General features: G+C 66.7%; 16 protein-coding genes. 9 read left to right on the forward strand and 7 right to left on the reverse strand.

Translation table 11 applies throughout. From position 1 onward, the window contains the following. Positions 1–11 precede the first annotated feature (11 nt). Both AC4ELH_RS11765 and AC4ELH_RS11770 read right to left on the reverse strand, forming a co-directional pair. A complete protein-coding gene (locus AC4ELH_RS11765) occupies positions 12–920 on the reverse strand; it encodes a type IV toxin-antitoxin system AbiEi family antitoxin (RefSeq protein WP_498884567.1) in 909 nt (302 codons plus the stop codon). Positions 921–1,085: 165 nt separating this feature from the next. Next, a complete protein-coding gene (locus AC4ELH_RS11770; RefSeq protein ID WP_463791560.1) occupies positions 1,086–1,577 on the reverse strand; it encodes a VOC family protein in 492 nt (163 codons plus the stop codon). A gap of 174 nt (positions 1,578–1,751) precedes the next feature. On the opposite strand from AC4ELH_RS11770, the gene AC4ELH_RS11775 reads away from it, so the two are divergent. Next, positions 1,752–2,876: an NDMA-dependent alcohol dehydrogenase gene (locus AC4ELH_RS11775; RefSeq protein WP_064881318.1), complete on the forward strand. Its 1,125-nt coding sequence runs from the start codon at positions 1,752–1,754 to the stop codon at positions 2,874–2,876. Positions 2,877–2,934: 58 nt separating this feature from the next. Here AC4ELH_RS11775 and AC4ELH_RS11780 read toward each other — a convergent pair whose 3' ends face one another. Both AC4ELH_RS11780 and AC4ELH_RS11785 read right to left on the reverse strand, forming a co-directional pair. Then, the gene (locus AC4ELH_RS11780) at positions 2,935–3,348 is read right to left on the reverse strand and encodes a YkvA family protein (protein WP_498884568.1); all 414 of its coding nucleotides are present in this window, start codon (positions 3,346–3,348) and stop codon (positions 2,935–2,937) included. 77 nt (positions 3,349–3,425) lie between these two features. Beyond that, the gene (locus tag AC4ELH_RS11785; protein WP_055119465.1) at positions 3,426–4,202 is read right to left on the reverse strand and encodes an SDR family NAD(P)-dependent oxidoreductase; all 777 of its coding nucleotides are present in this window, start codon (positions 4,200–4,202) and stop codon (positions 3,426–3,428) included. 72 nt (positions 4,203–4,274) lie between these two features. Here AC4ELH_RS11785 and AC4ELH_RS11790 point away from each other — a divergent pair, with 72 nt between their 5' ends. The 7 genes from AC4ELH_RS11790 to AC4ELH_RS11820 all read left to right on the forward strand — a co-directional run bounded on the left by AC4ELH_RS11790 (position 4,275) and on the right by AC4ELH_RS11820 (position 11,656). Continuing rightward, positions 4,275–4,985, forward strand: coding sequence for a pirin family protein (locus AC4ELH_RS11790; RefSeq protein WP_448444221.1), 711 nt, complete (start codon positions 4,275–4,277; stop codon positions 4,983–4,985). Continuing rightward, positions 4,963–6,219 (forward strand): PQQ-dependent sugar dehydrogenase, encoded by a 1,257-nt coding sequence (locus AC4ELH_RS11795; RefSeq protein ID WP_448444223.1) that lies wholly within the window; start codon positions 4,963–4,965, stop codon positions 6,217–6,219. Before AC4ELH_RS11790 ends, AC4ELH_RS11795 begins: the two co-directional genes overlap by 23 nt. Positions 6,220–6,246: 27 nt before the next feature. Beyond that, on the forward strand, positions 6,247–6,681 hold the full coding sequence (locus AC4ELH_RS11800) for a helix-turn-helix transcriptional regulator (protein WP_064881309.1): 435 nt from the start codon (positions 6,247–6,249) through the stop codon (positions 6,679–6,681). Positions 6,682–6,686: 5 nt separating this feature from the next. Next, positions 6,687–7,097, forward strand: coding sequence for a VOC family protein (locus AC4ELH_RS11805; protein ID WP_448444225.1), 411 nt, complete (start codon positions 6,687–6,689; stop codon positions 7,095–7,097). A gap of 3 nt (positions 7,098–7,100) precedes the next feature. Continuing rightward, positions 7,101–9,476: an ATP-binding cassette domain-containing protein gene (locus AC4ELH_RS11810; protein ID WP_448444227.1), complete on the forward strand. Its 2,376-nt coding sequence runs from the start codon at positions 7,101–7,103 to the stop codon at positions 9,474–9,476. Positions 9,477–9,781: 305 nt separating this feature from the next. Further along, positions 9,782–10,513: a TMEM165/GDT1 family protein gene (locus tag AC4ELH_RS11815; RefSeq protein WP_448444229.1), complete on the forward strand. Its 732-nt coding sequence runs from the start codon at positions 9,782–9,784 to the stop codon at positions 10,511–10,513. A 63-nt stretch (positions 10,514–10,576) separates the two neighbouring features. After that, on the forward strand, positions 10,577–11,656 hold the full coding sequence (locus AC4ELH_RS11820; protein ID WP_498884571.1) for a phosphodiester glycosidase family protein: 1,080 nt from the start codon (positions 10,577–10,579) through the stop codon (positions 11,654–11,656). A 4-nt stretch (positions 11,657–11,660) separates the two neighbouring features. Here AC4ELH_RS11820 and AC4ELH_RS11825 read toward each other — a convergent pair whose 3' ends face one another. From AC4ELH_RS11825 to AC4ELH_RS11835, 3 genes are all read right to left on the reverse strand, one after another. Further along, on the reverse strand, positions 11,661–12,185 hold the full coding sequence (locus AC4ELH_RS11825; RefSeq protein ID WP_448444769.1) for a LuxR family transcriptional regulator: 525 nt from the start codon (positions 12,183–12,185) through the stop codon (positions 11,661–11,663). Positions 12,186–12,401: 216 nt separating this feature from the next. Continuing rightward, the gene (locus tag AC4ELH_RS11830; RefSeq protein WP_448444232.1) at positions 12,402–12,680 is read right to left on the reverse strand and encodes a barstar family protein; all 279 of its coding nucleotides are present in this window, start codon (positions 12,678–12,680) and stop codon (positions 12,402–12,404) included. Beyond that, a complete protein-coding gene (locus AC4ELH_RS11835; protein ID WP_448444234.1) occupies positions 12,677–13,105 on the reverse strand; it encodes a guanyl-specific ribonuclease in 429 nt (142 codons plus the stop codon). Before AC4ELH_RS11835 ends, AC4ELH_RS11830 begins: the two co-directional genes overlap by 4 nt. Before the next feature lie 83 nt (positions 13,106–13,188). Between AC4ELH_RS11835 and AC4ELH_RS11840 the strand changes: the two genes are divergently transcribed. Next, on the forward strand, positions 13,189–15,339 hold the full coding sequence (locus AC4ELH_RS11840) for an acyltransferase family protein (protein ID WP_498884573.1): 2,151 nt from the start codon (positions 13,189–13,191) through the stop codon (positions 15,337–15,339). Positions 15,340–15,342 lie beyond the last annotated feature (3 nt).

The following is a 15,342-nucleotide window of genomic DNA, read 5'->3' on the forward strand; positions in this document are numbered from 1 at the left end:
CGAGTGGCCAATTACGCCACACGATCTGCTGAAACCCGTGCAACAACTGGCCACTGAGCTCCTCGGGCCCGCAGGGCCGCGCAAACCCGAGCCACGATCACCTGCGGTCGGTGATTCAGCAAGTCCGCTCCGACCCTGACGATCAACCACCCCAGCGCGGCGAGTTCGGCATAGCGGTCGATGTCGTTGGCTCGCACGCGAGGATCGGTCCAGTGCTGTGCGCCCTCGTATTCGACCCCGACCTTGAATTCGGCATAGCCCATGTCGATGCGCGCAGACCGCCTGGCGCCGAAGTTCCCGTGCACCAAGATCTGTGCCTGCGGCTTCGGCAGTCCGGCGTCGATCAGCACCAGACGGGTGCGGGTTTCCGGCGGCGATTCGGCGCCGCCGTCCATCAGGTCGAGGACCTCGCGCAGTTGCACCAGACCTCGAACACCCGGATGCCGGTCGAGAAGCGGTGCGATGTCGGGCGCGCACAAGCGAGTCGCCTGCGAGAGGGCGTCCACCTGGATGACGGCCTCGTCCCGACCCGGCCGCCGGCCCAGGTCGAAAGCGGTACGTGCGGGCGTCGTCACCGGAAGACCGGCGAACCGGCGGGTCTCGTCGGCATACAACTCGTCGCGGTGAATGAGGATCCCGGTGGTCGGTTTTCCATTGCGGCGGTAGAGCTCGGCAGGCGCTGTGGGGTCGATCCACTGCGTGCCGTACACCGCCGACGCCGAGAGGCCCGTCAACGTCGCCTGACGCCCGGACCACAACCACGCGGCCAGAGCGCGCTTCGCCGCTGTCATCTCGGTGCCCTTGGCGAGGTAGACATCGCGATAGACGGCCTCATGACGACTCGAGAGTTTCCGTCTCGTCACCGTCCCCTCCGCCAACGCCTCTGTGCCGAGAAAGGGTCCGAGAAAGGGAGAGTCCATGCCCGTACAGTCGCCGGGCCGTGAGACACATCCCCCGGGCTCCCGGCGCGGTGGCACGCCTGCTGTGGATCAAAGTCGCTCTGGGGATCCAACATTCGAATGGCCAGTTATGACACGCCAAACCGGTCTCAATGTGCGGCAACTGGCCACTCGGCGGTCAGGAACCTACGAACCTTTGTAGGCCGCCTCTAGTTCAGCGATGTCGAACTTGCCGACGGTCTTCAGCACGGCCGCCATCAACCGGCCATCGGCGGCGTCGTCGCCGTTGTCCAGCAGGTCGTAGTACTCGGTCGGGGTGATCTGCCAGGCAAGCCCGTATTTGTCCTTGAGCCAGCCGCAGGGCAGTTCCTCGCCGCCCTCGACCAGTGCCGCCCAGATCTGATCGAGCTGCTCCTGTCCGGTGACGCGCACCTCCAGGGAGACGGCCTCGGTGAAGTGGAAGTGCGGGCCTCCGTTGATGCCGACGAAGCGCTGACCCGCCAATTCGAACTCGACCACCACCGGCACGTCCTGGGGAGAGGGCGAATCGGGATGGGAGGCGATGGTCTTGACGATGCGGCCATTGCCGCCGAACGCGTCGATGTAGTGCTGCGCGGCCTGTTCGGCCTCGCGGTCGAACCAGAGGTTGGGGACGATGCTTGCGTTGATCTCGGTCATGCGGGATAGACCCCCGTCGGCCGCGCTACTCATCGCCGAGTGGCCACCTGATGCACACAGATCCACCTGACGCGTGTCACAACCGGCCACTCGACGACGAAATCAAGCAGACAAACTGCCTGTTCAGGGGCCAGTTACTCGACAGTATTGCAACCTGTTCTATTATCGCCTCCCATGAAGACCAAAGGCGCCCTGCTGTGGGAACTCAACTCGCCATTCAAGGTCGACGAGATCGACCTCGGCGACCCCGTCGCCGACGAAGTACAGATCCAGATGCATGCCGCGGGCATGTGCCACTCGGACTACCACCTGACCACCGGTGCCACCCCGATGGCGCTGCCGGCGCTCGGCGGCCATGAGGGCGCCGGCGTCGTCACCAAGGTCGGCAAGAACGTCACCGGCATCGAGGAGGGCGACCACGTCATCCTCGCCTTCATCCCGGCCTGTGGTGAATGCCCGCCGTGCCTGAAGGGCTTCCGCTCACTGTGCGACCGCGGTGCCGTCCTGCTCGGCGGCAAGGCCATCGCCGACGGCACCAGCCGCATCACCGCCGGCGGCCGTGAGGTGTCGCCGATGAACCTGCTCGGCACCTTCGCGCCGTACATGACGGTGCACAAGGATTCGGTCGTCAAGATCGACAAGGACATCCCGTTCGAGACCGCCGCCATCATGGGCTGCGCGGTACCGACCGGCTTCGGTTCGGCCACCAACGTCGCCGACGTCAAGCCCGGCGAGACCGTCGTCATCGTCGGTGTCGGCGGCATCGGCATGAGCGCGCTGCAGGGTGCGGTGATCTCGGGCGCCAAGCACGTCATCGCGATCGACCCGAACGAGTGGAAGCGTGAGCAGGCCATCAAGTTCGGCGCCACCCACGTCTACGCGTCGATGGCCGAGGCCATCGCACCGATGATCGAGACCACCTGGGGCCTGATGGCCGACAAGGTCATCATCGCCGTGGGCGAGATGAAGGGTGAGTACATCGAAGAGGCAATGATCCTCACCGCCAAGACCGGCACCTGTGTGGTGACGGGCATGGGTTCGATGATGGACGCCGACGTCAAGCTCAACCTGTTCCTGTTCACCATGTTGCAGAAGACGTTGAAGGGCAACATCTTCGGCGGAGGCAACTCGCACGTCGAGACGCCCCGTCTGACAGCGCTGTACAAGTCGGGCCTGCTCAACATCGACGACATGATCACCCGGACCTACAAGCTCGAGGACATCAACCAGGGCTACCAGGACATGTTGGACGGCAACAACATTCGCGGTGTCATCAAGTTCGACGAGTCGGACTGGTAAACCCCACAGACACGGAATCCCCCTTTTCAGCGTCGAAAAGGGGGAATCTGCTTTTTGTTCAGCGGGACAACCCGGTCAGCCGCGTCAGGGCGTCGAACCCGTCGTCGGTACCCGGCCAGTGCGCCCGGACAGCCGCCAACCCTGCCTGGCGCACGACGCCGCGCAGCACCAAGGTGACGATGATGGCGTCGTCGGCATAGCCGACCACGGGGATGAAGTCGGGGATCAGATCGATCGGCAGCGCCAGGTACACGACCAACAGCGCCAACCGGACGCGCACACCCCGGGGCAGCGATCTGTCCCTGGCCAGGCGAGGGATCAACCGCAACAGGTCCGGAAGTATGCGCAGCGCCTCGGTGAGCAGATTTCCGCGCGGCCGCACGATGAGCAGCGCGACGACGAGAACGAGCCAGCTCAGCAGCAGGGCGGCGCCGAGGCCGATCAACGTGTCGCCCCACCAGGTGTCGGTCACCTGATGATTTTGCCCAGCAGACGCAAAATCGCCCTTTTCGGCATGGAAAAGGGCGATTTTGTGTCTGCTCGCGAAAGTTACTTCGGTGGCATCCGGATGCCGCCGTCGACGCGGACGACCTCGGCGTTCATGTACGAGTTGGTCAGCAGCTCGACGACCATCGAGGCCAGCTCGTCGGGCTTGCCGAGGCGGTGCGGGAACAGCACCGACTCGCCGAGCTTGGCCTTGAACGCCTCGGAGGCCTCGCCCTCGCCGTAGATCGGGGTGTCGATGAGGCCGGGGGCCACGGTGTTGACGCGGATGCCGACAGCGGACAGATCGCGGGCCACCGGCAGGGTCAGGCCGACCACGCCGCCCTTGGACGACGAGTAGGCCGCCTGGCCGATCTGGCCGTCGAACGCCGCGACGCTGGTCATGTTGACGATGGCTCCGCGCTCGCCGGTTTCGCTGAGCTCGTTCTTGCTCATCTGGGTGGCGGCGATGCGGATGCAGTCGAAGGTGCCGACCAGGTTGATGTCGAGCACCTTCTTGTACAGGCCGAGGTCGTGAGCCGAGGAGAACTCGCCGTCCTTGCCGATGGTGCGCTGGGCCCAGCCGACGCCGGCCGAGTTCACCAGGGCGCGCAGCGGGCCGAGGTCCGCCGCGGTCTTGACCGCATCGATGATCTGGTCGGTGTTGGTGACGTCGACGGTGACGAAGATGCCGCCGATCTCCTTGGCGAGGGCCTCGCCCTTGTCCGCCTGCAGGTCAGCCACGACAACGCGGGCTCCCTTGGCAGCCAACTGGCGGGCAGTCGCCGCGCCGATACCTGATGCGCCACCTGTGACGATGGCGCTTGCTCCGTTGAGTTCCACGCCCAACACACTAGGCCCCGGCCCTCCCCGATCCACCGGTTGGTCAGCTACGGCCCTCGGTAGGCTGGCACCATGCCTGCCACGGTCGACATCCGCCGCGCCGGGGACCGCGGCGCCAGCACAACCGACTGGCTGAATTCACGGCACTCCTTCTCGTTCGCCGACTACTACGACCCGGCCAACACCCACCACGGCCTGTTGCTGGTGAACAACGACGACATCGTCGCGCCGGCTGCCGGCTTTGACACCCACCCGCACCGGGACATGGAGATCGTCACCTGGGTGCTGTCGGGCCAGTTGGCGCATGAGGATTCGATGGGCAACTCCGGGGTGATCTATCCGGGTCTGGCCCAGCGGATGTCGGCGGGCACCGGCGTGCAGCATTCGGAGAAGAACGGATCTGCCGATGAGCCGGTGCATTTCGTGCAGATGTGGGTTTTGCCCGATACGGCCGGAGTGACACCGAGCTATCAGCAGCAGGAGATCGAGTTGGCCGCCACGCTGACCCCGATCGCCTCCGGTGCCCGCGATGCGGCCGTCACCCTGCACAACCGCAACGCCACGCTGTACGGCGCGCGGCTGCGGCCCGGCGATTCGGTCGAACTGCCGCAGGCCCGCTACGTCCACCTGTTCGTTGCACGCGGCGCGGTGACGCTGGCGGGGTCCGGTCCACTCGCCGAGGGCGACGCCGCGCGCCTCACCGATTCGGGCGGACGGGTCACAGCTGACACCGAAGCCGAGATCCTGGTCTGGGAGATGAATGCGGGTTTGGGCGGCGCGTAGCGCGATCGCACTGGTCACCGCGGTCACCCTGACCGCGTGTGGGACGAATCCCGGAACCGGATCACCGCCGACCCCCTCGGCGTCGACCTCGGAGCCTCCACCTGCCGGCCTCGCATCGGTACTCGTTCAGGTGCCCGAGCGATTCGCCCAGGCCCCGCTCGACGAACCTCGCCGCGCCCAGATACCCGCCGGCTGGACCATCGAGGTGATCGCCCGCGTGCCCAAGGCCAGGATGGCCGCGTTCGCGCCGGACGACGCCTTGCTGGTGTCGGTACCGGCTACCGGTCAGGTGCTGACGGTGCGCCCGGCCCAGCGCACGCTGCTCGACGGGCTGGAGCAACCACACGGCCTGTTCTTCGCCGGCCCGACGTTGTACGTGGCCGAGAGCAACCGGATCGACGCCTACGACTACGTCGACGGCCGGGCCGTCAACCGCCGCACCATCGCCGACGATCTGCCCGACGCCAAGAGTCCCGACCTGCACGGTGCCTACGCCCACGCACTCAAGAGCGTCGCCGTGGGACCCGATGGCGCCGTGTACTTTTCAATCGGCTCGACGGGCAACATCTCGGCCGAGGACCGTACCGCCACGCCGCCGCGGGCCACCATCATGCGGGTGCCGCCCGGCGGCGGGTCTGCCACCCCGTTCGCCACCGGGGTCCGCAACGGAACGGGCCTGGCGCCGGCCCCCGACGGCTCACTGTGGACGGCGGTCAACAACCGCGACGACGTCGCCGATCCGCAGGGCCGGGTGCGCCAGGACTATGTCGACGACCATCCGCCGGAGTCGGTGGCCAAGCTGACGCCCGGACGCGAATTGGGTTGGCCGTACTGCAATCCCGACGGCCCGCCACCGGCCGGGTTCATCCGCGACATGCAGACCAACCCCGACGGCAGCAAGCTGGACTGTGCGGCACTTCCACCGGTCGAACAGACTCTCGGTGCCCATTCCGCCCCGCTGGGCATGAGCTTCGCCGAACTGCCGCCGCCCTACGGACCCGGTGCCCTCGTCGGGGTCCACGGCTCCTGGAACCGGCGGTCACCGCAGGCCCCCGAGGTGTCGTTCTTCGGTTGGCACGACGGCACATTGGGCCCGCAGCAGACCCTGGTCGGCGGCTTCCAGGCCGACGACGGCTCCCGCTGGGGACGTCCGGTGGCCGCGGTCGCGGGCCCCGACGGCGCCATCTACATCACCGACGACTACGCCGGCGCGGTGTATCGGCTGTCGCCGTGACCTTGCCCGAGCCGTACCATCGCCGATGTGGCCGACCAACAGCTGGGTGATCTCAAGCTGCTGCGCCGGGTCCGGGACCGCATCGACCGCGAGTACGCGCAGCCGCTGAACGTCGAAGCGCTTGCCCGCGGGGTCAACATGTCGGCCGGGCACCTCAGCAGACAGTTCAAGATCGCTTACGGCGAGTCGCCGTATTCCTATCTGATGACCCGTCGCATCGAGCGCGCCATGGCGCTGCTGCGCCGCGGCGACCTGTCGGTCACCGAGGTGTGCTTCGCCGTCGGCTGCTCCTCGCTCGGCACGTTCAGCACCCGGTTCACCGAACTCGTCGGCATCCCGCCGAGTGCGTATCGGCAACAGACCGCCGGAGTGACGAATGGCATGCCGTCCTGCGTCGAGAAGCAGGTCACCAAACCGATCAGGAATCGAGAAGCGCCGGCCACCCGCCTGCACCTAGCGTGAAACCCATGGAACTCACCATTCACTCAAGCATGCTCCCGCTCGACGATCCGGAAGAATCCCTCGCGTTCTATCGCGACGTCCTCGGCTTCGAGGTCCGCCTCGACGTCGGCAAGGACAAGATGCGGTGGATCACCGTCGGCCCACCGAACCAGCCCGACACCTCCATCGTCCTGTACCCGCCGACCGCCACCCCCGGCCTCACCGACGACGAGCGCCGCACCATCGCCGAGATGATGGCCAAGGGCACCTTCGGGACGCTCCTGCTCGCCACCAAGGATCTCGACAGCACATTCGAAAAAGTGCAGGCCGGCGACGTCGAAGTAGTCCAGGAACCCACCGAGCAACCATATGGCGTGCGGGACTGCGCCCTTCGCGATCCCGCCGGCAACATGGTCCGTATCCAGGAGTCGCGCTAACCGATGCATCCCGCCGACAGTCACGATCTGATCCGGGTCACCGGTGCCCGCGAGAACAACCTCAAGGACGTAGACATCGAGTTGCCCAAGCGCCGCTTGACGGTGTTCACCGGCGTCTCGGGATCGGGCAAGAGCTCGCTGGTGTTCGACACGATCGCCGCTGAATCCCAGCGGTTGATCAACGAGACCTACAGCGCGTTCGTGCAGGGCTTCATGCCGAACCTGGCCCGGCCCGAGGTCGACGTCCTCGAGGGGTTGACCACCGCGATCATCGTGGACCAGCAGCGGATGAGCGCCGACCCACGCTCGACCGTCGGCACCGCCACCGATACCGGGGCGATGCTGCGCATCCTGTTCAGCCGGCTGGGTAGCCCGCATATCGGTTCGCCACAGGCGTTTTCGTTCAATGTGGCCTCGATCAGCGGGGCGGGAGCGGTGACGCTGGAGAAGGGTGGCCGCACGGTCAAGGAGCGGCGTGACTTCAAGATCGTCGGCGGGATGTGTCCGCGGTGCGAGGGCCGTGGCGCGGTCAACGACATCGACCTGACCGCGCTGTACGACGACACGAAATCGCTGAACGAGGGCGCGCTGAGCATCCCGGGTTTCAGCATGGACGGCTGGTACGGCCGAATCTTCCGGGGATGCGGATTCTTCGATCCGGACAAGCCGATCAACAAGTTCACCAAGAAGGAACTCGACGCGCTACTGCACAAGGAGGCGACCAAGCTCAAGGTCGACGGGGTCAACCTGACCTATCTGGGGCTGATCCCGCAGATCCAGAAGTCGTTCCTGTCCAAGGACGTCGAGGCCATGCAACCGCACATCCGCGCGTTCGTGGAGCGCGCGGTCACGTTCACCACCTGCCCGGAATGCGACGGCACCCGACTGTCCGACACTGCGCGGTCGTCGAAGATCAAGGGTGTCAACATCGCCGAGGCGTGCGCGATGCAGATCACCGACCTGGCCGGGTGGCTCGAAACGGTCAAGGACACCTCCAAGGCGAAAACAGTGGCCCCGCTCCTAACTGCTCTGCAGCACACGCTGGACTCCTTCGTCGAGATCGGGTTGGGCTATCTGTCGCTGGATCGCCCCGCGGGCACGCTGTCCGGTGGAGAAGCTCAGCGCGTCAAGATGATCCGTCATCTCGGTTCCTCCCTGACCGATGTCACCTACGTCTTCGACGAGCCGACCATCGGCCTACACCCCCACGACATCGCCCGGATGAACAATCTGCTGCTGGCCCTGCGGGACAAGGGCAACACCGTGCTGGTGGTCGAGCACAAGCCGGAGACGATCTCGATCGCCGACCATGTCGTCGATCTGGGACCGGGCGCCGGATCGGCCGGAGGCGAGGTGGTCTTCGAGGGCGACGTGGCGGGTCTGCGGGCCAGCGACACCGTGACCGGGCGCCACCTGGGATACCGCGCGGCCCTGAAAAGCAGGGTGCGAGAACCCAATGGAGCGTTGGAGATCCGCGGTGCCGATACCCACAACCTGTGCGACGTGGACGTCGACCTCCCCTTGGGTGCACTGGTGGTCATCACCGGTGTCGCGGGCTCGGGAAAGAGTTCGTTGATCGACGGCTCGGTGGCCGGCCGCGAGGGCGTGATGGTGGTCGATCAGAGCCCGATCCGCGGTTCGCGCCGCAGCAACCCGGCCACCTACACCGGGCTGCTCGACCCGATCCGGAAGGCCTTCGCCAAGGCCAACGGCGTCAAACCGGCGCTGTTCAGCTCGAATTCCGAAGGTGCCTGCCCGACCTGCAACGGCGCGGGGGTGATCTACACCGACCTCGGGGTGATGGCCACCGTCGAGACCACCTGCGAGGAATGCGAGGGCAAGCGGTTCGGCGCCTCGGTGCTGCAGTACACACTCGGCGGACGCGACATCGCCGAGGTGCTGGCCATGCCGGTCAGCGAGGCTGAGCAGTACTTCTCCGACGGCGAGGCCAAAGTGCCTGCGGCCCAGAAGATCCTGTCCCGGATGGCCGATGTGGGCCTGGGCTATCTCACCCTCGGGCAGCCGCTGACCACCCTGTCCGGTGGCGAGCGGCAACGGCTCAAGCTCGCCGCTCGGCTCGGAGATACCGGAGCCGAGAAGGCCGATACGTTGATCCTGGACGAGCCCACCACCGGCCTGCACCTGGCCGACGTCGAACAGCTACTCGGGCTCCTGGACCGGTTGGTGGATTCGGGAAAGTCGGTGATCGTGATCGAGCATCACCAGGCCGTGATGGCGCATGCCGACTGGATCATCGACCTGGGTCCCGGCGCCGGGCACGACGGCGGCCGCGTCATCTTCGAGGGGGCCCCGGCAGATCTCGTCGCGGGCCGTGCCACGCTCACAGGTAAGCACCTCGCTGAATATGTGGGTGCCTGAACCAGCATTGTCAGGGCACCCGAACTTTCCCGTGTCGATCCCCAAACTTATTGTCGAATAAGCACTTTCGTGCGCCACGGTTTGCACCGACCCCGCGGGCGTGCGTATGGTGGACAACAGCGAAGGGGAGTAGCCCCCAATCGGATATTCGACATACTGGCCGCGCAGCAGCGACGCATGAGCGGCCCGGTTATCCGAACCGGTCACGACCGGTGGGCGAGACCTTCGGCCGTAGACCAATGGTTTGCCGGCCGGAGGCATCTGTTCAGCCCCCAACGGCAGCCAACGACCGAGGAGTTTGTCGAGTGCTGGCTGCACTGCTCTTGAGTTTCGCTGTCATCTTCGTCGCCGAACTCGGCGACAAGTCCCAGTTGATGGCCATGACATTTGCGCTGCGCTACCGCTGGTGGGTGGTGCTCATCGGCATCACAGCGGCCACCACCGCAGTTCACCTGATCTCGGTCGCGGTGGGGCACTACCTCGGTGCGGCGCTGCCAACGCACCTGCTCGGCATCCTCGCCGGTGTCGCGTTCGTGTTCTTCGGGCTGTGGACTCTGCGCGGCGACAAGCTGTCCGACGATGAGGCGACCAAGGCCCAGCGCTCGACGGCCCCGGCGTTCTTCACGGTCACCTCGGCCTTCCTCCTGGCCGAACTCGGCGACAAGACGATGCTCGCAACCATCACGTTGGCCGCCGACAACGACTGGGTCGGCGTGTGGATCGGTTCGACCATCGGCATGGTGGCGGCCGACGCGCTGGCCATCGTGGTCGGGGCGATCGCGGGCAAGCACCTGCCCGAACGGGTGATCCAGTTGGGCGCGGCCGCCTTGTTCGTCATCTTCGGTGTCGCGATGCTGCTGGAGGGCGCATTCCCGGCCGCCCCGGCACTGCTGACCACCGCGGGCGCCATTGCGGTGACGGGGCTGGGTGCGGCAGGCCTGCGCATGCTGCCCGCACATTTGCGGCCGGCGGTGCTACGTAAGCCCGAGACGGCCGATCCAGCTAACACCGATCAATCAGGTGCGATCGCCCCTTGATCCAACCGTGACCAGGCTGTTACGCATGTTGACAGAGTTTCCTGTGTGGTTATTGTGTAGTTCGTGCCAGGCCTGGCAAAACTCTTCCAACGTGCGGTCGCCACTGCGGCCGCCGTTGCCGTCTGCGCGGCCCTGGCCACCACCGGCTCGCCCGTCGCACGCGCCGAGGACGCCCGGACGCTGCTACTCGGAGCGATCGCCAACACCAAGGGCGCCTACCTCGTCTACAACTTCGGCGGCCAGTTCGCCGCGCCCTTCCTGTCTGCCGACGGCCGCGCCTACACGCTGAACAACGGCGGCCACCTGATGACGATGAAGAACGCCTCCGGACGACTCAACCCGCGCCTGCTGGTCGACAGCCATCAGGGCTATCAGTCCCGCTGCGAGCGCACCCCCGGCGCCCGGACGAGCGAAGGACTCTGGCAGGCATCGGAAACCTACGCGCCCCTCGCCGCCTGGCAGGTCCTGGGCCAGCCGACCATCGCGGTGAACGCCAACTTCTTCGACGTACGCGGGCAGAAGGGCGGCTCGTGGCGCGACACCAAGTGCTCGTCCCCGCTGGGCGCCTACGTCGACAACACCCGCGGGCTGGGCCGGGCCAACGCCGCGGTCACGGGAACGCTGGCCTACGCGGGCAAGCAGGGCCTGTCCGGCGGTGACGAGCGTTGGGCCGCACTGGCCACCATGATCCTTCCCATGGGCGGCACCCCGTACGTGGTGATGCCCAGGAGTAATGACGACTACGACTCGGCCACCCCGGTGATCCAGCGGCTGCTGGACCAGAACGCCCGGTTCGTCGCGGTCGCCGGCATCGGGCTGCTCGCTCCCGGCGACACCGGCCAGCTCAACGACAACGGCCCGAGTGCGGCGCGCACCGCCATCGGCTACAACCGGGCCACCGATCAGCTCTACGTCTTCCAGGGCGGCAGCTACACCCCGGACAACATCCAGGACCTGTTCCGCGGCCTCGGCGCCGACAACGCGCTGCTGCTCGACGGCGGCGGTTCGTCGGCGATCGTATTGCGCCGCGACACCGGAGGCATGTGGAGTGGCGCCGGATCACCCCGCGGCAACTGCGATACCCGTCAGGTGCTGTGCGATTCGCGCGAGCGCGCCCTGCCCAGCTGGCTGGCCTTCAACTGAGGCGTCAGTTGACCAGGACTTCGGCGAGAACCGCATTCGGCATGCGCAAGGGCCGCAGGTACTTGTGCAGTCCCGGATGGCACAGCTGCAGGAGGCGCTCCTGGGGCTCGCCGCCGTCCATGCGTTGATCGCCAAGGTATTTCAGCGTCGTGCCGGACGGAAGGTCACCCTCGACCAACGAGGCCGCCGTGCCCGATATCAATGTCTGCCCACCATGGGCGATGTCGCGCAGCCGCTCGGTACCGGCGGCAGTGCTGTGTACACCGATGCACAGCTCGAACGGATCCAACGGCGTCAGTTGCAGATACAGCGCGCAGGACACCGCGTCGCTCGCGCGGTCGAAGGCAGCCGTGAAGCCGTCGCAGGCCGGTCGCTTCGCCGACAACGCGCCGCCGTGGAGCGCGACAACGTGAGTCATCGTCGCTCGAAAGTACGGGAGCGCGGCGGCCATACCCCTTGGGTCGGTTTGCCACAGGTGTGCGGACCCCTCGGTGCGGGCCATCAGCCACGTCGTCGCAGTCGCCGGCATTTCGGTCACGCGCGCGCCACTCCCGCCTGTTGTCCGCCAGTGATCCCCGCACCTGACGGCGCGCAGAACGCCAGCGTAACCAGTTTTCGCAGGCTGTGCCTCAGGCGTCAACGCCGTTGCCGCAGAACCTCGTTGCCAACCCGAGGCCGCAGCGCTGTTGCCCACGTCGGACGCGCGTAAGCAGTCTCGAGCCCTATTTGCTGGACAGGGTGAGCGTCAGTTCTCCAGCCAGAGGTCGACACCCTCGGTGGTGAAGATCAACAGCACGGTGCTCCAAGTGTCCTCGCCGAGCGCGTCTTTGATGTTGCGATAGTCGGTCATGACGAACCGGAACTTACGATCCTCCGGCGTACCGAAACCACCGCGCAGGCAGTCGGCCAGCGCGTCCAGGTTAGAGCCGAAGTAGCCGCCGTCGCCGTTGACCGCGCGGCCGATCTCGGTGAAGAAGTCCGCTCTGGAACTCACCTTGGTCCCGTCGATCCGATACGTCTTCACATGCCTCCGATCAGGCAGAACGATTCGTAGTGGTCGCCGGTGTAGTAGTACTCGGGCGGGTCGTTCTGCGGTGATCCCCCGGTGACGATGCGCCGCTTGCCACGGTGCTTGTTGCCGGGCGTCGGCACCGTGTACTCGTGGTAGTAGCCGCGCTCGTGTTTGGGCAATCGGCCCTCGTAGTTTCCGAAGACGACGCCGTCGTTGCGCGGGTAGGGAAACGGCCCGCCGGACTGGATCAGCTCGACGGTCTTGTCCGCTTCCGGCGGGAGTCCGCTCAGAGCGCAGCTGCCGTCGGCCGCCGCAGACTTCGCCGGTGATGCCGATCCCGATGTCGACGCCGGAGATGACGTGGTTTCGGTCGGAGCGCAACACCCCGAAAGCAGGCCGCACAGCACTGCCAGCGCCGCAATGCGTGATCGTCCCATCGGCACGAGGCTAGCAACAGGCGTACAACAGGCCCGGCAAATCCAGGGTCAACGCGGGTTGCCGTGCGACGATCGTTACTCGAGTGAACAGAGTGATTACCCCAGCGAGGCCGACTGCCCGCCGCGGCAGCGCCGCGAGCGGGCGAAAACCCCTGTCAAACAAACAATTTCGTCCCGACATCGAAGGTCTACGAGCAGTCGCGGTGCTCGCCGTGGTGCTGTTTCATGCGGAGGTCCCCGGCTTCGGTGGCGGGTTCGTCGGCGTCGACGTCTTCTTCGTCGTGTCGGGATTCCTGATCACCGGGCTGCTGTGGCGCGAGGCGTCGGACACCGGGACGGTCCGCATGGCCCAGTTCTATGCCGGCCGGGCCAGGCGACTGCTCCCGGCCGCTGCACTCGTTCTCGTGGCGACATCGATGGCGGCAACTCTCCTGCTACCGCCACTGCGGGCCCGCTCGGTGCTGGCCGATGCGATCGCCAGCGCCTTGTACGCCGGGAACTACCGCTTAGCGGCGCAGGGCACCGACTATCTGGCGGCCGAGACGGCGGCATCGCCGCTACAGCACTACTGGTCACTCGGTGTGGAGGAACAGTTCTATCTGCTGTGGCCCGCCCTGATCCTCGGCACAGCGTGGCTGCTGGCCCGCAACGGCCGGGGCACCCGTTCAGCAGTCCCTTATGCGTGCGTCCTGGCCGTGGTGGCCGGTGCGTCGCTCGCGGTGTCACTGTCGTGGACCCAGACCATGCCGCCTTGGGCGTTCTTCTCCCTGCCGACGCGCGCCTGGGAGTTGGCCGCCGGCGGCCTGATCGCGTTGACCGCGGCGCACTGGCGCACCCTTCCGCCGGTGTGTGCGGCGTTGGTCGGCTGGGGTGGCCTGGCGCTGATCCTGGCCACCTGCACTCAACTCGGCACGGCCACGCCCTATCCGGGTACGGCGGCAATGCTGCCGGTGATGGGGACCGCACTGGTGATCGGGGCCGGGTGTGCGATACCCGACCTGGGTGTGGGACGGCTGCTGTCGAAACCGGCGATGCGCGGTATCGGCCGGTTGTCGTACTCGTGGTACCTCTGGCACTGGCCGGTCCTGCTGTTGGCGCCCGCATTGTTCGGCCAGGGTCTGGGGCTGGCGGGCCGGCTGGCGATGGTGGTGATATCGCTGGGCCTGGCGGTCCTGACGTTGCATCTGGTCGAGAACCCGGCCCGGTTCGCCGCGGCGTTGCGTGCGTCCTCGTGGCGCAGTTTGGCCGTCGGCGCGACGGCGACGGGCATGGCCGTCTGCGCGGGTCTGGTGCTGTTGGCGGTACGTCCGGTGCCGACGGGGTCCGGACCGGCGGCGGTTCCGGTCGCCCTGATCGGACCGCCCCCGGCTGCCGCTCCGACGCGGGCTCTGACGCCCGAACAACAGATACAGGCAGCCGTCGCCACCTCGGCCGGCCTGCGCGCGGTGCCGTCGAATCTGTCACCGCCACTGGACAACATCACCAAACCCGAGGCGTTCGTCAACGGTTGCGTCCTGTCGTGGCAGGACGTCTCCGTGCCGGACTGCGCGTCCGGCCTGACCACATCGGCCACCAAGGTCGCGCTGATCGGCGATTCTCACGCGGGGATGTGGCAACCGGCGCTGGAAACCGCCGCACAACAGCAGCATTGGCGGCTGGAGACCTACGCAAAGGTCACCTGCCCGCCCATGAAGCTCCCGATCCTCAGCCCCTACCTCGACCGCGAGTTCACCGAATGCAAGCAGTGGCGGGCCGATGTACTGACCAGGATCGCCAACGAACGCCCGGCGCTGATCGTGCTGGACATGGTGCGTCGCTACGGGGCCGACTTCGGGTTCGTCAGCTACGACCCGACCTGGCTGGACGGATTGACGCGACTCGTGTCGCAGTTGCGCGGCACCGGCGCGCGGGTCCTGGTGCTCGGCCCGGTGCCCGACCCGCACACGACGGTGCCGACCTGCCTGTCGGCACACATGGACGACGCGTCGGCCTGCGCCCCCGACCGCTCGATCGCGATGAACGACAGCGGTATTGCCGCGGAGGCTGCAGCGGTGCGGGCCGGCGGCGGCCAGTACGCGCGGCTGGACCAGTACTTCTGCACCGACCAACGCTGCCCGGTGATCGTCGGCAACACCTTGGTGTTCCGCGACGACAACCACATCACTGCCGAGTACGCCCAGTTGTTGTCGCCGGTGATCGCACGTCTGACCGAAAGTGCCCTGGCGCCCAACTAGTTT

This window comes from Mycobacterium shunyiense (assembly GCF_058270075.1).